Here is a 17993-nt window from a genome sequence, read left to right on the forward strand (position 1 = left end):
TTCCCTGTCAGCACCGCGCGCCGGTCTCCGACGGCCGGCGCCTCAGACTGGAGGAACCATGCCCATATCCGGAACAGAGGCCTCGGTCGCACTGATCGGAGGCACCGGCTTCTACCAGTTCCTCGACGGCGGCAAGGAGGTCGTCCTCGACACCCCCTACGGCAAGCCCAGCGCACCGATCACCATCGCCTCGGTCGAAGGCCGCGACGTCGCGTTCCTGCCCCGGCACGGCCGCAACCACGACCACCTCCCCTCCGATGTGCCCTACCAGGCCAACCTGTGGGCGCTGCGGGAGCTGGGCGTGCGTCAGGTGGTGGCCTTCAACACGGTGGGCAGTCTGCAACGCTCCTACCGCAAGGGGGACTTCGTACTGGTCGACCAGTTCGTCGACCGGACCCGGCGGCGCAAGGACACGTTCTTCTCCGGAGACCAGGCGGCGCACATCAGCTCGGCCACGCCGTACTGCGGCCGTATGCGGCAGCTGTCCGCCGAGGCGCTGTCGGACGCGGACGCGAACGTGCACCCCGGCGGCACCGTGGTCGTCATCGAGGGGCCGCGGTTCTCCACGGCGGCGGAGAGCCGGTGGTTCAGCAGCCAGGGCTGGCACCTGGTCAACATGACCCAGTACCCGGAGGTCGTGCTCGCCCGCGAGCTGGAACTCTGCTACATGAACCTGTCCTACATCACCGACTACGACGTGGCCGCCGCCGAGGTCGCCGGTGACGAGGACGCCGAGAAGGTGTCGCACGCCGGCGTCCTGGCCGCCTTCAGCGCGGACTCCGAGCGGGTCGCGGACATCGTGCGCCGCATCGTCGGTGAGCTGCCGACCGAGTTCGACTGCGCCTGCCAGCACGCCCTGTCGGGTGCGCGGACATGAGCTGGCGCGTCACCGGGCCCGATGCCGCCCTCGTCCGGCGCGGCCGGGCGGCGCTGGAGCTGGCCCGCAGTCAGATGCCGGTCCTGGAGGGCATCCGCCGGGAGGTGGCGGACGGCCGCCCGCTGGCCGGCCACCGCCTGGTGGGCTGCGTCCACCTGACCAAGGAGACCGGTGTCCTGGTGCAGCTGCTCGTGGCGGCGGGCGCCCAGGTCGCGTGGACCGGCGGGGACGAGGTGTCCACACAGGACGACGTGGCCGCCGCGCTGAGCGCCGAGGGCGTGCGGGTGTACGGCCGGCGCGGGATGACCACGGCGGAGGTGGACGAGGCGGCGGCCGAGGCGTTCGACGCCTTCCCCGACGGGCCCACCATGCTTCTGGACAACGGTGCCCGCCTGATCGAGCGGGCCGGCCGGTCGCTCGGCCGGCTGCCGCACCTGTGCGGCGCCACGGAGAAGACCTCGGAGGGCTCCCGCCGGATCCGCGAGCTGGGCGCCACCACGTCCTTCCCGTTCCCGGTGGTCTCGGTCAACGACGTGGTCACCAAGTGGGAGGTCGACAACACCTACGGCACCGGGCAGTCGACGCTGGACGGCATCCTGCGGGCGACCGGCACGTTCCTGGCGGGCAAGCGCTTCGTGGTGTGCGGGTACGGCCACGTCGGCCGGGGGGTCGCCCAGCGCGCCCGCGGGCTGGGCGCGCGCGTCGTGGTGGTGTGCCGCTCCGCGCGGACCGCCGTACGGGCGCGGGTGGCCGGCTTCGAGGTGCTGCCTCTGGAGCAGGCCGCCCGCCTCGCCGACATCGTCTGCACCGCGACCGGCCGTCCCGACGTGCTCACCGCCGGCCACCTGGACCTGCTGCCCTCGGGGGCGGTGCTCTGCAACACCGGGCACTCCACCACCGAGATCAACCTGGCGGACCTGGCGGCCCGGACCCGGTCGGTGACGCAGCCGCGGCCGCACGTACAGCGCCATCTGCTGCACGACGGCCGCTACCTGGACCTGCTGTCCGGCGGCGGGCTGGTCAACCTCGACGCGGCCGAGGGCAACCCGAGCGAGGTCATGGACGTCACCTTCGCCAACCAGGCGCTGGTCACCCTCGATTTCGCCCGTGCCCCCGGCCGGTACCCACCGGGCGTGCAGGACGTGGACCCCGCCCAGGACGAGGAGGTCGCCCGGCGCAAGCTGGCCACCATGGGTGTGCGATGCGACGAACCGGATGACGAAGCGCCGGCCGCGGCCGACGCCACTCGAGAGGAACAGTCTGCATGACACCGGATCCGACCGCGGCCCGGCTCACCCAGGCCACCGAGCAGATGTCCGTGCTGGCCCGCATCCGCGAGGACCACCAGGTGAGCAGGCCCCTGGCGGGCCAGCGGCTCGCGCTGTGCGGACACCTCACCGTCGAGACCGCCGTACAGGTGCAGACCCTCACCGCCCTGGGCGCCGAGGTGGCCTGCTGCGCGTCCAGCACGAGCACCACGGACGACCGGGTCGCGGCACTGATGCGGGACAAGGGCCTACGGGTGTCCGGCACGCGGGGCATGAGCGAGGCCGAACTGCGCGACGGCGTCGAAGCGGTGCTGCGCCACTGGCCGGACGGGCCCACCCTGGTGCTGGACGAGGGCGCCCTGCTGATCGACGCCCTGCACACCACGCTGGCGCGGGTGCCCCCACCGGTACTGGCCACCGAGAAGACGCCGGACGGGCTCCTGGAGCTGGACCGGCTCGCCCGCCGTACACCGCTGCGGTTCCCCGTGGTCAAGAGCGACGAGTCGTTCGGCAAGCACGTCATCGACAACCCGCACGGCACCGCCCAGTCCCTGCTGGAGGCCATTATGGCGGCCAGCGGCCGGATGCTGGCCGGCAAGGTGTTCGTGGTGGCCGGCTACGGGCGGGTCGGTTCCGGCGTCGCCGCCAAGGCGCGCGGCCTCGGTGCCCGGGTCGTGGTGACCGAGGTACGGCCCACCCGGGCGCTGATCGCGGCACTCGACGGGTTCGAGGTGCTGCCGATGGACGAGGCCGCCCGGATCGGCGACCTGATCTGCACCGTCACCGGCTCCTCCGACGTCCTGCGCGAGCGGCACTTCGGCCTGCTGAAGAACGGCGCGGTGCTGGCCAACGGCGGCCATCTGCCGCACGAGATCGACATCCCGGCGCTGGACCGGCTCGCCCTGGAGCGCGCCCCGGCCGCCCATCCGGGATCGGAGGTGCTCACCCTGCCGGGCGGCCGCCGGGTGTATCTGATCGGCGGGGGGAACATCGCCAATCTGACCGCCGGGCGGGGCAACGCCAGCGAGGTCATGGACGTCACCTTCGCCAGTCAGGTACTCGCACTGTGCCTGTCGCTGAAGGAGGCCGCCGGCTGGCCGCCCGGCCTGCACGACCTGCCCCCGGAGTGCGACGAGTACGTGGCGGCCGCACTGGCCCGCGCCATGGGCATCCCGCTCGGCGGCGGCCCGGATCCGGACGGCGGGGAGCGCCATGCCGGGTAGCCGTCCGGAGGCGGCCGGCCCGGGAGGGTGCCGCCTGGTGCTGATCCGCCACGGGCAGACCGAGTGCACGGTGGCCGGCCGCTTCTGCGGCGCCCACGAAGCCGAACTCACGCCCGCCGGCGAGGAGATGGCCCGGGCGGCCGGCACCCACCCCGCCCTGCACGGCGTCGAGGCGGTCGTCAGCAGCCCCGCGGCACGGGCCCGGCACACCGCCGAGGCCGTGGCGGGGCCGCACGGGGCCGGTGTCGTGGTCGACGACCGGCTGCGCGAACTGCGCTTCGGTGCCTGGGAGAACCTGCTGCCGGGCGAGGTGCCCGAGCCCGTGGAGCACCAGCGGTGGGAGCGGGACCCCGCGTACTTCTCGCCTCCCGGCGGGGAGACCGGCCTGGAGGTGATGGCGCGCTCCGTGGCGGCGGTGCGCGACGCGATGCACGGGCGGAAGGCGGTCGCCGTGGTGACGCACAAGGCCCCGATCCGCCTGGTGGTGGCCTTCTTCCTCGGCCTCCCGCCGTCCCGCTACCGCGACCTCGGCTGTGTGACGGTCGGGTCGGTCTCCTGGCTGACCGTCGCTCCCGGCGGAGCCACGCTGCACGGGCTGGGCGACTCCTCGCACCTGCCGGCCGCGTGGCGCCGCGACCCGGACCGTGCCCGGGCCGCCACGGACCTCCCCGCACACGCGCTACCGCGTTGACCCCGAGCGCAAGGAGAACCGGAACCTCATGACGACCTCCCGTACCACTCCCCTGGCCGACCCGACCGTCAAGACGCGGCCGCCCGACATCGAGGGGCGCAGCAAGCGGCTGTGGCTGCTCGACGACGGGACGTGCGTCGTCGAGCTGATCCCGAGCCTGCGCAGCTTCACCCACGAACGTGACGAGATCTTCCACGAGACCGGCCGGCAGCGCCTGGACTTCTACGAACTCGCCGCCGAGCGCCTGGCGCAGGCCGGGGTCCGGACCGCGTACCGGGGCCGGATCGACGAGCTCACCTACGTCGCGGACTATGTGCCGGCGCCGCCCTTCGAAGTGATCGTGAAGAACGTGGCGACCGGCTCGACGACACGCAAGTACCCGGGCCTGTTCCCCGAGGGGCACCGCTTCACCCCGCCGGTGGTCAAGTACGACTTCCGGGTCGACCCGGAGGACCAGCCCATCGCCGAGGACTACCTGCGCGCGGCGAACGTGCCGGTGGAGCGCTTCCACGAGACGGCGCTGCGGTGCAACGCCGTACTGACCGACTGGCTGTCGCCGCTCGACCTGTGGGACTTCTGCCTCGTCCTGGGCACCGGCCCGGACGGCGTGCCGGTGATCATCTCGGAGGTCTCCCCGGACTGCATGCGGCTGCGCGACGAGCACGGCAGCGCGCTGGACAAGGACCTGTTCCGGGCCGGCGCGAGCGAGGACGACATCGTCGCCCGGTGGGAGGTGCTGCTGCGCCATGTACGGCACCACGGATGACCCCACAGCGGGCCGGCTGCCGCCGGTGGCGATCGTCACGGGCGGCAACCGGGGCACCGGACACGCCATCACGGCCGAACTCGACCAGGCCGGCATGGAGGTGTGGCAGCTGAACCGCACCCCCTCCGGCCACCCCAGGGAGGTGGCCTGCGACCTGTCGAGCACCGCCGCGCTGGACGCCGCCGTCGACCAGGTGCTGGAGCGCACCGGCCGCCTGGACGCCCTGGTCACCAATGCGGTCGACCGGTACTTCGCGCCCGTCGCCGAACTCGACCCGGAGCGCTGGGCCGCGGCGCTGACCGTCAATCTGACGTCCGTCGTCACGCTGGTACGGCGCGCCCTGCCGATGCTGCGCCGCTCGCGCGGCACGATCGTGCTGATGGGAAGTCACGCCGGCAGCCGCTTCTTCGAGGGCGGCCTGGCGTACTGCGCGCCGAAGGCCGCGCTCAAGGCGCTGAGCGAGGTCCTGCTGCTGGAGGAGCGGCCGCACGGCGTGCGGACCTCCCTGGTCAGCCCGGGCGCGATCGCCAACGAGGACGGCGACACCTCGTCCCTGAAGATGACCACCCGCTCGGTCGCCCGGGTGGTGCGCGAACTCATCACGAACCCACCGGATGTGGCGGTGGGCGAGATCGAGCTGCGCCCGGCGGGGCTGGCTCCGCCGGTCGTCTCCGGCCTGGACCGGCTCCAGTCGGTGTAGCGCACGCATACCAGTCGCCACCTGGCGGAAGAAGGCGGCAGAAGGGGGTCTCGATGATCGGCCGAGCAGAGACCGGACGGGCACACAGTGCCGTGCTCGCGCGCTGGGATCCGGTCTCCGGCACCGCACACCTGCACTGGCGCGGACCGGAAACCGGAGCGCGGCACCGGACGGAGTTCGCCAGCCGGGTCCTGTTGTCGTTCGCCGGCGACCGGCTCACCGCGATCGACCTGTTCGACTGCCCCGACTCGCTGACCCGGGTGCGCGCCGACCACGCGGCGGCGCACGGGGTGCCGATCTTCGACGCCGGCTGGCTGTGGCTGCCGCTGGCCACCGGGCCGGTGACGAAACGGCTGGCCGGCCACGGCCGCATCGAGGTGGTGGTGGCCGGCGAGCGGCTGGCCGAGGTACGGGTGACCGCCCGCCTGCTCTGGAACCACCCGGGCCCCCAGCCGCCCCCCGTCGTCGCGCTGGACGGCACCGCGGCGCTGAGCGGCGTGCGGCTGGTCGCGATGGACCTGGACGGCACCCTGCTGGACTCCACCGGAACCGTGCCCTCACGGGTCCGGGCGGCGGTGCGGGCAGCGGCCCGCGGCGGTGTCCGGCCGGCCTTCGTGACCGGTCGCCCGCTGGCCGACACCGTGGCCCTGCTGCGCGCCGCGGACCTGCGCGGTCATGTGGCGTGCAGCAACGGTGCGGTCGTGCTGGACGAGACCGGGCGGGTGCTGCACCGGCGGGCGATCGACGGCGAGCGCGCGGCAGCGGTCCGGCGGATCCTGCGGGGCACGTTCCCCGAACTGACGCTGGGCGCGGTGGACGAGAGCCGGCTCTTCCTCGATCCGGGATTCCCGGCGGACCTCGCGCAGGACTGGCGGAGCCAGCTGTGCGCCGGGCCGGTGTCCGGGGCGCTCGACGACGGACGGGTCCTCAAGGTCCTGGCGGCCCACCCGGCTTCGACCGCGGAGGAGCTGGCCCCCGCGGTGTCCGGCGCACTCGGCGGCGCGTACCAGGTGACGTACTCGACGCAGCGGTTCCTGGAGATCTCCGACGCACGGGCCACGAAGGGCGCGGCGGTCGCCGCCGTCGCGGCCGCCACCGGAGTGCCGCTCACCGCCGTGGCGGCCGTCGGGGACATGCCGAACGACCTGCCGATGATGGAGCCTTCGGCCCTGGCGGTGGCGGTGGGCAACGCCCACCCCCGGGTGCTGGACGCCGCCGACCTGATCGTCCGGGGAAATGATCTCGACGGCGTGGCAGAGCTGCTGGACGCCGTGCTGGCCGCCCGGCGAGAATCCGGCCGGGCGGAAGCGGAAGAGGAAGACCAGAGAGGAACATCATGCAAGACCCGTTCGTGAGCCACATCGTCTGGGACTGGAACGGCACGATCTTCAACGACAGCCGGGCCCTGATCGACGCGACGCTCGACGCGTTCGACGCGTGCGCGATGCCGCCGATCACCATCGCCGACTACCAGCGCGAACACACCCAGCCGATACCCGAGTTCTACAACCGGCTGGCCGGGCGCACGCTCACCGACGACGAACAGGACCGGCTGAACCAGTCCTTCATGACCTCGTACCTACGCTACCGGGAGAAGGCCCGGCTCACCGATGACGCCGTCGCCGCCATGTCGCGGTGGCGGGCCGCGGACCGGCGGCAGTCGCTGCTGTCCATGCATCCGCACGAGCGGCTGATGCCCCTGGTCGAGCGGGCGGGCATCACGGAGTTCTTCACCCGCATCGACGGCACGGTGGGTGAACTCCCCTACAAGGCACCGCACCTGGCCGAGCACCTGGAGCGGCAGGGCATCGCCCCCGAACACGCCGTCGTGGTCGGCGACAGCGTCGACGACGCCCAGGCGGCACGGGAGTGCGGGGTGCGCTGCCTGCTCTACCACTCGGGCGAGGACGCGCTGCACGCGCGCGAGCACTTCGCGGAGTTGCGCGTTCCCGTGGTCGAGTCGCTGACCGGGGCGGTCTCCCAGCTGCTCGACCCGGATTCCGGCAGGCTCGGCCGGCCGCTGTCCCACGCCGCGGAAGCGGGCGTCGTCGGCGTGGTGCCCCCGTCCGAGGAGCGGGCATGACCGCTCCGACGGCCGTCCCACAGGGCACGCGGACGGAAGTGCCGAAGCTCGAACTCCACGTGCACCTGGAGGGCACGGTGGAGCCGGCGACGCTCCTCACGCTGGCCCGGCGCAACGGCCTGCGGCTCCCGGCCGAAACCGCCGACGGACTGGCCGAGCTGTACCGCTTCACGACCCTGCGCGAGTTCATCGACACCTGGATCCTCACCACCAACTGCCTGCGCACCGCCGACGACTTCCGCCGGATCACGGTCGACTACGCCGGCCGTGCCGCGGCGCTCGGGGCCGCCTACATCGAGGCGATCTTCTCGCCCGCCGAGCGGGCCCGGCGGGGGGTGGACTGGGACGAACTGTTCACCGGGTACTGCGAGGGCGCGGCGGAGGCCGAGGACCGCTTCGGCGTCACGGTACGGCTCACCCCCGACCTGTACCGGGGCGTCGACGTGGCGCTGGCCGAGGAGTGCGCACGGGTCGCGGTCCGCTACGCGGGGCGCGGCGTGGTCGGCCTCGGCCTGGGCGGAGCGCCGTCGGCCATGCCGCTGGCCGCCTACGACCGGGCGCTGAGGACCGCGGCGGACGGCGGCCTCGCGTTCCTGCCGCACGCCGGCGAGGCGGACGACGCGGAGTCGGTGCGCGAGGTGCTGCCGTACCGGCCCCGGCGCATCCGGCACGGGATCGGCGCCCGGCACCAGCCGGACCTGCTGGCCGAGATCGTCGAGCGGGGCATCGTGCTCGACGTGTGCCCGACCTCGAACGTGTGCACCGGCGCGGTGCCGGAGCTCGCCGCCCATCCGCTGCCCCAGCTGGTGGCAGCGGGGGTGCGGTGCACGATCGGCACCGACGACCCGGCCATGTTCGGCACCGACCTCCAGCGCGAGTACGACGCGGCCGCAGCCCTCGGGCTGAGCGCCACCGAGGCCTGGCGGGCCGGGCTGGCGGGGGCCGCGTGCGAGGAGCCCGTCCGCGCCCGGCTTGCCGCACTCCCCGGGCCCGGGCGCCCGGAGAGCCGTGCCCCCGCCCCCGCCACCCCGGTACGGGACTGATCCGATGGACAGCCCATGGCAGGGGAAACATGTTCTGGTCACCGGCGGACTGGGTTTTCTGGGCTCCCACTTCGTGACAGAGCTCCTGGCACACGGCGCGTATGTGTCGGCCGCGACCCGCCGGGCCGATCCGCGGCGGTGCACCTGGCTTCCGGTGAGCGGGAACCTGCGGGTCCTGGAGTTCGATCCGCTGGACGGCGTCCGCCTCCGGGCCGCCCTGTGCCGGGCGGTCCCGCGTCTCGATGCCGTCGTGCACTGCGCGGGGATGGACGGCAACGCGGAGTTCAAACGCCGGCACTCGACAGAGATCCTCAACGTCAACGTCAGCCTGGCGGCGAACGTCCTCAACGGGGCGCGGGACGCCGGGATCGCGACCGTGGTGCTGGCGAGTTCCGCGGAGACGGACGCCGGGCCCGCGCAGGTGCCGTTCGTACCGGGGCGGTCCCTGGACGGATACGCGCGGTCGAAGGCAGGCACCGAGTTCCTGGCGGAACTGCATCGCACGCAGTACGGCACCCGTACCTTCCTGCCCCGCTTCGCCAACCTCTACGGTCCCCGCGACCGCTTCGGCGACGCGGCCCGGGTGATTCCCGCCATGCTCACCCGGATCCTTTCGGGCGATGCGGTCGAGGTTTGGGGGGACGGACAGCAGCTCCGCAGCTTCATCCATGTGACCGACGCGGTCCGCGCCACGCTTCAGATCGCCGCCCAGGACCGCGAACACCTCGTCACGATCGGGACCGCGGAGGCGATTTCGATCGTGGACCTGGCCAGGCTCCTCTTCGGCCTGCTCGACGTCCCGGAGCGGATCAGCACGGTCGGCCCGGCCGGCCCGGAGCGGATCGGCACGGCCGGCGCCGGGGACCGGCGGCCGCAGGGCCGTGCCCTCGACGTCTCCGTCATGAACCGCCTGATCGACTTCACGCCCCGCACCCTGCGCGACGGCCTCGCCGGGACGATCCGGTGGTACCGCGCCGAACGCGGCGGCAGCCAGCCGCCGCCCTACGCCATCCGCGGCACGTAGTGCGCGCCGCCCTCCGCCCGGGCCTGCCGGGCCGCGTGCATACGGGCGTTGTTCCCGGGCCTGAGCAGCGTGCCGGTCTCCTCGGGCGGGACGAAGCGCCAGTCCTCGATCTCCTCCGGGGGCAGGGTGATGACCGCGTCCTCGCCGAGGATGCCGCAGTCGAAGACGTACAGCGCCATCGGGCGGGGCCGGATGCCGTCGGGCGGCGCCCAGTCGACGGCCAGCATGCGTCCCACGGGCAGCACGAGGCCGAGTTCCTCCCTGGCCTCCCGGGCGCAGGCGGCGTGCGGCTCCTCCCCCTCCTCCACCATCCCGCCCGGCAGGCTCCAGTCCGGCCGGTAGGACGGTTTCACGAGCAGCACGCGGCCGTGGGGATCCTCGACGAGCGCCTCGGCGGCCGCGTAATGCGTGGCAAGGCTGTCGAAATACCCCTCGGGCGGAAGATTCGACGAATCCGGCATGTACCCACCCTTCAAAATCCGAAATCCGAGATCGCTCGGCAGGCATTGCCCGGCAGCGTAACCCGCATACCACCCACGGGCAATCATCACCGGAACGTAATGATCTTGAATACGCTATTGAACCCAGGATGCCGCTTGCCTAGAATGATCTAGCCCGACACGGGCGGTAATTGCTCAGCCACAGCCGCCAAAGATGGCTCCATCGTTGGCCGTTAAAGGCGTCAGTCAGCAGAATTCGCGACCCCAAACTCCCACCATTCAGGAGTCACGCGTGATTGATCTGGGCATCATCGGAGGAACCGGTTTCTACAAGTTCTTCGAAAGCATCAAAGAAGAGAAAGTCGAAACTCCCTATGGCGACCCGAGCGCCCCGGTCACGTTAGCCGACTGGGAAGGAAAGCGGATCGGTTTCATTCCGCGCCACGGTCTGCATCACCAGTACTCCCCGCACCGTGTGCCCTATCCGGCCAACGTGGCGGCACTCAAGAAGCTGGGTGCGCGACAGATCCTCGGCTTCAACGTCGTGGGCAGTCTCTCGGCGGAGGTGTCCAAGGGCCACTTCCTGCTGATCGACCAGTTCATCGACCTGACCTGGGGCCGGCAGTGGACCACCCTCGACCGCCCCAACGGCGCGCACGCCGACCTCGCGGAGCCGTACTGCGGCCGACTGCGGTCGCTGGCGATCGACGCGCTGGCCGACTCGTCCGAGATCGTCCACCCCCGCGCCACCGCGCTGATCATCAACGGCCCGCGGTTCCAGACGAAGGCCGAGAGCCGCCTCTACAACTCCTGGGGCGCCGACGTCATCAACATGACCCAGTCGACCGAGGCGAGCGTCGCCCGCGAACTGGAGATGTGCTACGTCAACCTCTCCTTCTGCACCGACTACGGCGTCATCTCCGAGGACCTGGCGCCGGAGAGCGGTGACGCGCCGGTCCGGCACCAGGACGTGGTCAAGTACTTCGGCGAGAACGTCGACCGGGTGCAGCGCATGGTGCGCAAGACCGTCGCCGCCCTGGCCGACGACGCCGGCTGCGGCTGCCGCACCGCGCTGGAGCGGAGCTGGGGCAATCCGCACGCGGGAGATTCCAGGCCCGCCCTGGACTGAGCCGTGCGCGGCCGGCGGATCCGCCGTCACACCGTTCGGCGGTCCGCCGGCTCTCCCCCCTCCCCCGGCGCACCCACGTCCCGCCCAGCACCCCCCAGTACGCCCAGTACGCCCAGCACGCCCAGCACGCGTCACGGAGTTGAGAAGCTTGACCTTGTCTGAGGAGAAGCGGTCCCTGCGGGCGGCCCTGGTGCTCCCCGCAGGACTGGCGCTTCTGCACATGCCCAGCGGATTACCGGCCCCGCTCTATCCGCTGTACCAGTCGACGATGGGCATCGACTCCACCACCGTCAGCCTCCTGTTCGCGGCGTACGTGGCCGGCGTCATGATCGGCCTGATGCTGATGCCGCTGATCGCCGGTTACCGTTCGGTGCTGGTGTGGACGTGCGGCCTGTCCATCGTGGCCGACGTCCTCTTCCTGGTCGCCCATACGGAGTGGGAGCTCTACGGCGGACACCTCCTCCAGGGCATCGTGCTGGGCGTGTTCACCGGCGTCGTGCCGGTCGTGCTGGCCCAGTTCGAGCTGTCCGGCTCCAGCAAACTGGTGGGCCGCGCCACGACCTCGGCGAACGCCATCGGCCTTGCCGCGGGGCCGGCCTGGAGCGGTCTGCTGCTGGAGATCGCCCCGTGGCAGGGCCGGCTCGTCTGGGTCATCCAGATCATCGTCACGCTGGCCGTGATGCCGTTCATGCGCACGGGCGGGGGCGGTGGTGAGAAGGCCCGGCGCAAGGGCGAGGAGGCGCAGCCGGTCAGGCTGCGTGCCGTACTGGCGGGCATGTTCGGGGACTTGGCCTCGCGCGGTGCGATCCTCGCCGGCTTCGGCGCGTTCGTCGCCGGAGGTCTGATGTCCGCGCTCGGCACGCTCGTCATCCACCGTGTGGTCGGGGTGCAGAACAGCCTGGTCGAAGGCACGGTCGTGTCGATGTGCTTCGTCCTCTCGGCCGTCTTCGGCGCCCTGCGCATCAGGCGCAGCGACGTCTCCGTCACCGGTCAGGGGCTCGCCTGGCTGTTCCTGGGCTCGCTGGCCCTGGGCGTCACCTCGGTGTTCACCCATCTCAGCGTGATCGTGCTGGCCACCGTGCTCCTCGGTATCGGCCAGGGCCTGGGCCTCCAGGGTGCCACGCAGATCATCGCGGTCCACCAGCCCGAGGCGACCAGGGGTGCGGCCGTGTCGTTCTTCTTCATCCTCTGCTACTTCGGCACCACCGCCGCCAGCCTGGGCATCGGCGCCGTCATTCCGCACACCGGCCTGGGGCCGGCCTTCAGCTACTTCTCCGTCGCCAACGCCGCCCTCTGCCTCGCCGGCCTGATGCTCTGCGTCCTCGCGGGCCGCCGGATGCGCGCGGCCGCGGTGCGCGGCGAGCGGACCGAGGCCGCGCCGACGTCCTGAACGGCCCCGGCTCGCCCGGGAGCCGGCAGCAGGCCCCGCAGTGCCATGGAAGGTTGCCATGAAAGCCCTGGTGCTGGCGGGCGGGTCCGGAACCCGCTTACGCCCGATCACCCACACGTCCGCCAAGCAGCTGGTGCCGGTGGCCAACAAACCGGTGCTCTTCTACGGCCTCGAAGCCATCGCCGAGGCCGGTATCACCGACGTCGGCATCATCGTCGGCCGGACCGCGCCGGAGATCCGCGCCGCGGTGGGGGACGGCTCCGCCCTGGGGCTGACGGTGACCTACCTGCCGCAGGAGGCACCGCTCGGACTGGCCCATGCCGTACTGACGGCACAGGACTTCCTCGGGGACGACGACTTTGTGATGTACCTCGGCGACAACCTCGTCCTCGACGGCATCGCGCCGCTGGTCGAGAAGTTCCGCAGAGACCGCCCCGACGCCGACATCCTGCTCACCCGGGTGGCGAACCCGGAGGCGTTCGGGGTCGTCGAGCTGGACGAGGCCGGGCGGGTCGCCGGGCTGACCGAGAAACCCGAGTTCCCCAGGAGTGACCTGGCCCTGGTCGGCGTCTATGTGTTCACCTCCGCCGTCCATGCGGCCGTGCGCGCCATCACTCCTTCCACACGTGGCGAGTTGGAGATCACCGACGCCATCCGGTGGCTGATCGACCGCGGCTGCACGGTGCGCCCCACCGTGATCAGTGGCTACTGGAAGGACGCCGGCAACGTCACGGACCTGCTGGAGGCGAACCGCTGGGTCCTGGAACACACCAAACCGGCCGTGCACGGCACCGTGGACGCCGACAGCGAGCTCACCGGCCCGGTCAGGATCGAGCCCGGAGCCGAGGTCCGCGGCAGCCGCATCGTGGGGCCGGCCGTCATCGGTGCGGGCACCCGGATCCACCGTTCGCGGATCGGCCCGTTCACCTCCATCGCCGAGCACGTGACGGTGGAGGACAGCGACATCGAGTACTCCATCGTGCTGGCCGGCTCCTTCCTCACCGGAGTCCGCCCCGTCGAAGCCTCCCTCATCGGCCGCGACGTCAGGGTCACACCGGCCGCTCCCCGCCCCGCGGCGGCCCACCGGCTCGTCCTCGGCGACCACAGCGAGGTGCAGCTCCCCTCGGGACCACCCGCGTTCCCGGACCGCGTCCCGGACGTCCCCGCCGAACGGAGCTGAGCCCGTGCAACCCCTTCAGATCTCCGGCGCCTGGCTCTCCGTGCCCACCGTGCACACCGACCACCGCGGCAGCTTCCACGAGTGGTTCCAACTGCCCGCCTTCTCCTCGGCGGTCGGCCACCCCTTCCCCCTGGCCCAGGCCAACTGCTCGGTCTCGGCGCGGGGCGCGCTGCGCGGCATCCACTTCACCGATGTGCCGCCCGGCCAGGCCAAGTACGTGACGTGCGTACGCGGCGCGGTGCTCGATGTCGTGGTGGACGTCCGCATCGGCTCACCCACCCACGCCCGCTGGGAGGCGGTGCGTCTGGACGCCGCCTCCCCCCGCTCCCTCTATCTCGCGGAGGGCCTGGGCCACGCCTTCCTGGCACTGACGGACGATGCCACCGTCGTCTACCTCTGCTCCGAGGGCTACGACCCCCGGCACGAACGCGGCATCCACCCGCTCGATCCCGAACTGGCCATCGACTGGCCCGCGGGAGTGGACCTGCGGCTCTCCCCCAGGGACGCCCAGGCCCCGACCCTCGCCGAAGCACGGCGAGCGCGCCTGCTCCCCCACCACCGTGCCCCGGGAAGGGGCGTTCGCCCGGCCGGCGTCACGAACTCCGGAGGATGACGAGTTGCCGGGTCGCCCGGGTCATCGCGACATAGCGGTCGACCGCTCCCGCGATGCCCTCGCCGAACTCCTCCGGGTCGATGAGGACGACCAGGTCGAACTCCAGCCCCTTCGACAGCTCCGGGGTCAGCGACCGGACGCGGGGCGTCATCGGCCGGAACCCGCCCTCTTCCGTGTCACCGGCGCCGATGACGCAGGCGGTGCCGTCGGCATGGGCGGCGAGCCAGGTGTCCAGGATCGAGTGCAGGTCCGCGGTGGACCCGTGGACGACGGGGACGCCGCTGCTCCGGACGGAGGCCGGCACATTGGCGTCCGGGAGCTCGGCCCGGATGACCGGCTCGGCCTCCGCCATGACCTCTTCCGGCGTACGGTAGTTGATGTTCAGGGCGGCCACGCCGATCCGGTCGAGCCCGATCCGCCGGAGCCGTTCCTCCCAGGACTCGGTGAACCCGTGCCGGGCCTGGGCACGGTCCCCGACGATGGTGAAGCTCCGGGACGGGCAGCGCAGGAGCAGCATCTGCCACTCCGCGTCGGTCAGTTCCTGGGCCTCGTCCACCACGATGTGCGCGAACGGACCGGCGAGCACGTCGGGTTCAGCGGTGGGCAGTTCGCCCTCGTTGACCAGGCTGACCTGGGCGTCCGCCCCGCGCAGCATCGTCACCAGGCCTTCGCCGTCGTCACCATCGGCGCCGGAGTCGGCCGCGGCCGAGATCAAGTTGTCGACGACCTGCGCCATGTGCTCACGCTGCGCGGCGAGCGCAGCCGCGTGCCGCCGCTTGCGCCGTGCCGTCTCCGGGTCGCCGAGCCGCTGCCGTGCCGCGTCCAGGAGCGGCAGGTCGGACACCGTCCAGGCCTGGGGAGCGTGCTTGCGCTGCAGGGTGCGCACCTCGTCGGGGTCGAGCCAAGGAGCGCACATCCGCAGGTAGGCGCGGTTCGACCAGAGGTCGCCGACGAGGTCGGCCGCATCGATCATCGGCCACGCGCGGTTGAGGGTGGTGACCAGCTCCTCGTCGTGCCGTAGCTGCTGCTCGAAGAGTTCGGCGGGTACGTCGTCGTCGAGCTTCTCCCGCAGGATCGTGACGAGTTCCTCCCAGATCTGCTCACGCGCCTCGTTGTGCGGGGTGCCCGGTCCCGGGGCGTCGAAGGCGTCGGCCCAGTCGTCGGCGCTGAGCCGGATGTCGGCCCAGTCCGTCGAGACCGTCATGCCCTGGGCGGGCGGCTCCTCGTAGAACCGGACGGCCTTCTCGATCGCCTTCACCATGTCCGCGGACGATTTGAGCCGGGCCACCTCCGGGTCGGTCTCGGCTGGCGCATCGGCCCCTTCGGCGACGAGGTCGCGCACGGTGCAGGTCTGCACCCCCTCCTCACCGAGGCTGGGCAGGACGTCGGCGACGTAGTCCAGGTAGGGCCGGTGCGGGCCGACGAACAGCACGCCGCCCCGGCGCTGGTTGAGGCGCGGGTCGGAGTAGAGGAGGTAGGCGGAGCGGTGCAGGGCGACGACGGTCTTGCCGGTGCCCGGGCCGCCGTCCACGACGAGCGCGCCACGGGATCCCGCGCGGATGATGGCGTCCTGGTCGGCCTGGAGGGTGCCGAGCACGTCGCGCATCCGCGCCGACCGGCTGCCGCCCAGGCTGGCAATGAAGGCGGACTGGTCGTCGAGTGCGGCGTGCTGTTCCAGGCCGTCGGCGGTGAACACCTCGTCCCAGTAGTCGCTGATCAGGCCCCGGTTCCAGCGGTACCTGCGGCGGCTCGTCAGCCCCATGGGGTGGGCGTGGGTGGCTCCGAAGAACGGCTCGGCCGCGGGGGAGCGCCAGTCGACGAGGAGCCGACGGCCCGCGCTGTCGGTGAGGCCGAGCCGTCCGACGTACACGGGCTCGGAGTCGTCCGCACCGACCATGCGTCCGAGGCACAGGTCCAGGCCGAAGCGTCGCAGGGCGCGCAGGCGAGCGGTCAGCCGGTGGATCTCCGCGTCCCGGTCCATCGCCTGACGGCCCGTGCCGCCGGGCGCTCTGTGCTCGGCTTCGAGGCGGCCGGACAGTTCGGTGATCGCCTGGTCGAGGCTCGCCGCGATGGCCGCGAAGTGCCCCTCGTCACCGGATATCAGCGCCGGGTCGGCCTTGGGGGAAAGGTGGTCGGGAAGGTCGAACACGCTGGTGGTCAGCGGGTGCACGGCAGGGGCTCCGATCGAACGGCACGGCTGGGGCAGGAAAACGGCGGGGCGTTCGTGGATCACGCGGGCATCGGCGGCTGCTGCCCGGCGGCCGTGTCCAGCAGCAGCCGCGCGGCGACCGCCGCCCCGTCGGTGCGGATCGCGCCGGCCACGGCGGTCGCCCGTGCGCGGGTCTCCGGGGCCAGGGCCGTCCCGAGCGCGGCCGACAGGGACGCGACGGCCGGTGTGGGACCGTCGTGCGCCGCGCCGATGCCCAGCCGGGCTACCCGCCCGGCCCAGTACGGCTGGTCCACGATCTGGGGGACCACCACCTGTGGCGCGCCGGCCAGAGCGGCCGTCGTCGTGGTGCCCGCGCCACCGTGGTGCACGACGGCGGCGACCCGGCCGAACAGCGCCTGGTGGTTGACCTCGCCGACGGCGAAGCAGTCGTCCTGGCCGTCGACGAGGCCCAGGTCCGCCCAGCCGCGCCCGACGACCACACGGTGGCCCCGGGAACGGACCGCCTCGATCGCCACCCTGGCGACGTCCCCCGAGCCGCGCATCGGCATACTGCCGAAGCCCACGTACACCGGCGGTTCGCCGGCCTCCAGGAACGCCTCCAGCTCCGTCCGCAGCGGGCGTTCGTCCGGCAGCAGCCACGCGCCGGTCTGCACGACGTCCCGCCCGGTCAGCTCCCTTCCCGGCGCCAGGACCGGGTCCGCCGCCAGCCATGGCCGGCCGGTCAGGACGTGGTCGCGGACGTTGTCCACCGGTGGCAGCCCGATCGACGCCCGGTGGGTGTTGAGGGCCTCGCCGTACAGCGCGTTCACCTTCTCGGCGTCCAAGTCCCACAGCACCCGGTTGTCGGTCACGCCCGGCGGGAACGGCGGGCCGGGCCGCGGCCCCGGAGGGTAGTGCGGCGACGGCAGCGTCCACGGCTGGAAGACCGCGCACACATAGCGGGCGCCCAGCTTCTCGGCCACCGAGCGCATGCCTGCCGGCATCAAGCCGCTCGCCACCACCACGTCACACCCCTCGGCCGCCGCGGCCACCGTGCCGAAGTGCTCGGTCACCAGCTCGGCCGCGACCGCGGGCGCGCTCCTCGCGGGCGGCGCCGCCCCGGTCACCAGCGCACGCACCGACCGGCCGAACGGCACATGCGGCACGCCGACACCGGCCAGCAACTCCGCGAACTCCTCGTCCGGCGGGGCACACACCCGTACCTCCGCACCCAGCGCCCGCAACGCCACCGCGAGTCCCGCCATCGGTTCGACATCCCCGCGCGACCCATACCCCATCAACAGCACACGCACGTCGCGATTCCCCCCAATTCCGCAGCTTCCGGCTCTCGGCCGACGATTCTGCGGCATGACGGGGGCCTTGCCGCAAGGCCCCCTGTGCGCTATAAGTTAAGAGT

17 protein-coding genes are annotated in these 17993 nt (G+C 72.3%); 14 read left to right on the plus strand and 3 right to left on the minus strand.

The annotated features are described in order from the left end of the window. Positions 1-58: 58 nt before the first annotated feature. Genes AZE13_RS08865 through AZE13_RS08910 form a run of 10 tightly spaced genes read left to right on the plus strand, consistent with a single transcriptional unit; the run spans position 59 to position 9675 of the window. Positions 59-877, plus strand: coding sequence for an S-methyl-5'-thioadenosine phosphorylase (locus AZE13_RS08865; protein ID WP_066928805.1), 819 nt, complete (start codon positions 59-61; stop codon positions 875-877). Then, complete coding sequence (locus AZE13_RS08870) at positions 874-2145, plus strand: adenosylhomocysteinase (protein WP_066928807.1); 1272 nt, start codon at positions 874-876, stop codon at positions 2143-2145. The genes AZE13_RS08865 and AZE13_RS08870 overlap by 4 nt, the downstream gene beginning before the upstream one ends. Beyond that, on the plus strand, positions 2142-3368 hold the full coding sequence (locus AZE13_RS08875; protein WP_066928809.1) for an adenosylhomocysteinase: 1227 nt from the start codon (positions 2142-2144) through the stop codon (positions 3366-3368). Before AZE13_RS08870 ends, AZE13_RS08875 begins: the two co-directional genes overlap by 4 nt. Next, a complete protein-coding gene (locus AZE13_RS08880; RefSeq protein ID WP_079123834.1) occupies positions 3358-4059 on the plus strand; it encodes a histidine phosphatase family protein in 702 nt (233 codons plus the stop codon). Before AZE13_RS08875 ends, AZE13_RS08880 begins: the two co-directional genes overlap by 11 nt. Before the next feature lie 28 nt (positions 4060-4087). Then, complete coding sequence (locus AZE13_RS08885) at positions 4088-4825, plus strand: phosphoribosylaminoimidazolesuccinocarboxamide synthase (RefSeq protein WP_066928813.1); 738 nt, start codon at positions 4088-4090, stop codon at positions 4823-4825. Continuing rightward, on the plus strand, positions 4806-5525 hold the full coding sequence (locus tag AZE13_RS08890; RefSeq protein ID WP_066928815.1) for an SDR family oxidoreductase: 720 nt from the start codon (positions 4806-4808) through the stop codon (positions 5523-5525). Before AZE13_RS08885 ends, AZE13_RS08890 begins: the two co-directional genes overlap by 20 nt. Positions 5526-5578: 53 nt before the next feature. After that, a complete protein-coding gene (locus AZE13_RS08895) occupies positions 5579-6880 on the plus strand; it encodes an HAD family hydrolase (protein ID WP_079123835.1) in 1302 nt (433 codons plus the stop codon). Continuing rightward, entirely contained in the window at positions 6862-7608 is a 747-nt protein-coding gene (locus AZE13_RS08900) for an HAD family hydrolase (protein WP_079123836.1), read from the plus strand. Before AZE13_RS08895 ends, AZE13_RS08900 begins: the two co-directional genes overlap by 19 nt. Next, positions 7605-8651 (plus strand): adenosine deaminase, encoded by a 1047-nt coding sequence (gene add, locus AZE13_RS08905; protein ID WP_066928820.1) that lies wholly within the window; start codon positions 7605-7607, stop codon positions 8649-8651. Before AZE13_RS08900 ends, add begins: the two co-directional genes overlap by 4 nt. 4 nt (positions 8652-8655) lie before the next feature. Further along, positions 8656-9675, plus strand: a complete 1020-nt coding sequence (locus AZE13_RS08910; protein WP_066928822.1) for an NAD-dependent epimerase/dehydratase family protein — start codon at positions 8656-8658, stop codon at positions 9673-9675. Here the strand turns inward: AZE13_RS08910 and AZE13_RS08915 are convergent. Further along, positions 9654-10136 (minus strand): NUDIX domain-containing protein, encoded by a 483-nt coding sequence (locus AZE13_RS08915; RefSeq protein WP_066928824.1) that lies wholly within the window; start codon positions 10134-10136, stop codon positions 9654-9656. The two genes, AZE13_RS08910 and AZE13_RS08915, sit on opposite strands and share 22 nt — an antisense overlap. Positions 10137-10407: 271 nt before the next feature. Between AZE13_RS08915 and AZE13_RS08920 the strand changes: the two genes are divergently transcribed. The 4 genes from AZE13_RS08920 (at position 10408) to AZE13_RS08935 (ending at position 14427) form a co-directional block, all read left to right on the plus strand. Continuing rightward, positions 10408-11244: an MTAP family purine nucleoside phosphorylase gene (locus tag AZE13_RS08920; RefSeq protein ID WP_181690289.1), complete on the plus strand. Its 837-nt coding sequence runs from the start codon at positions 10408-10410 to the stop codon at positions 11242-11244. A gap of 148 nt (positions 11245-11392) precedes the next feature. Further along, positions 11393-12634, plus strand: coding sequence for an MFS transporter (locus AZE13_RS08925; RefSeq protein ID WP_066928827.1), 1242 nt, complete (start codon positions 11393-11395; stop codon positions 12632-12634). Between the two features lie 58 nt (positions 12635-12692). Then, positions 12693-13814: a glucose-1-phosphate thymidylyltransferase gene (locus AZE13_RS08930; protein WP_066928829.1), complete on the plus strand. Its 1122-nt coding sequence runs from the start codon at positions 12693-12695 to the stop codon at positions 13812-13814. Positions 13815-13818: 4 nt separating this feature from the next. After that, the gene (locus AZE13_RS08935) at positions 13819-14427 is read left to right on the plus strand and encodes a dTDP-4-dehydrorhamnose 3,5-epimerase family protein (RefSeq protein WP_066928831.1); all 609 of its coding nucleotides are present in this window, start codon (positions 13819-13821) and stop codon (positions 14425-14427) included. On the opposite strand, the gene helR is transcribed toward AZE13_RS08935, so the two are convergent. After that, positions 14408-16597, minus strand: a complete 2190-nt coding sequence (gene helR / locus AZE13_RS08940) for an RNA polymerase recycling motor ATPase HelR (protein WP_066929507.1) — start codon at positions 16595-16597, stop codon at positions 14408-14410. The genes AZE13_RS08935 and helR overlap by 20 nt on opposite strands. A 59-nt stretch (positions 16598-16656) precedes the next feature. Further along, complete coding sequence (locus AZE13_RS08945) at positions 16657-17889, minus strand: glycosyltransferase (protein ID WP_066928833.1); 1233 nt, start codon at positions 17887-17889, stop codon at positions 16657-16659. Between the last annotated feature and the right edge of the window lie 104 nt (positions 17890-17993).

The organism is Streptomyces sp. NBRC 110611 (assembly GCF_001590865.1).
GTDB lineage: Bacteria > Actinomycetota > Actinomycetes > Streptomycetales > Streptomycetaceae > Streptomyces.

Coding starts and splice junctions, on each gene's coding strand:
- AZE13_RS08865 (WP_066928805.1), top strand. CDS start 59: ATGCCCATATCCGGAACAGAGGCCTCGGTCGCACTGATCGGAGGCACC.
- AZE13_RS08870 (WP_066928807.1), top strand. CDS start 874: ATGAGCTGGCGCGTCACCGGGCCCGATGCCGCCCTCGTCCGGCGCGGC.
- AZE13_RS08875 (WP_066928809.1), top strand. CDS start 2,142: ATGACACCGGATCCGACCGCGGCCCGGCTCACCCAGGCCACCGAGCAG.
- AZE13_RS08880 (WP_079123834.1), top strand. CDS start 3,358: ATGCCGGGTAGCCGTCCGGAGGCGGCCGGCCCGGGAGGGTGCCGCCTG.
- AZE13_RS08885 (WP_066928813.1), top strand. CDS start 4,088: ATGACGACCTCCCGTACCACTCCCCTGGCCGACCCGACCGTCAAGACG.
- AZE13_RS08890 (WP_066928815.1), top strand. CDS start 4,806: ATGTACGGCACCACGGATGACCCCACAGCGGGCCGGCTGCCGCCGGTG.
- AZE13_RS08895 (WP_079123835.1), top strand. CDS start 5,579: ATGATCGGCCGAGCAGAGACCGGACGGGCACACAGTGCCGTGCTCGCG.
- AZE13_RS08900 (WP_079123836.1), top strand. CDS start 6,862: ATGCAAGACCCGTTCGTGAGCCACATCGTCTGGGACTGGAACGGCACG.
- add (WP_066928820.1), top strand. CDS start 7,605: ATGACCGCTCCGACGGCCGTCCCACAGGGCACGCGGACGGAAGTGCCG.
- AZE13_RS08910 (WP_066928822.1), top strand. CDS start 8,656: ATGGACAGCCCATGGCAGGGGAAACATGTTCTGGTCACCGGCGGACTG.
- AZE13_RS08915 (WP_066928824.1), bottom strand. CDS start 10,136: ATGCCGGATTCGTCGAATCTTCCGCCCGAGGGGTATTTCGACAGCCTT.
- AZE13_RS08930 (WP_066928829.1), top strand. CDS start 12,693: ATGAAAGCCCTGGTGCTGGCGGGCGGGTCCGGAACCCGCTTACGCCCG.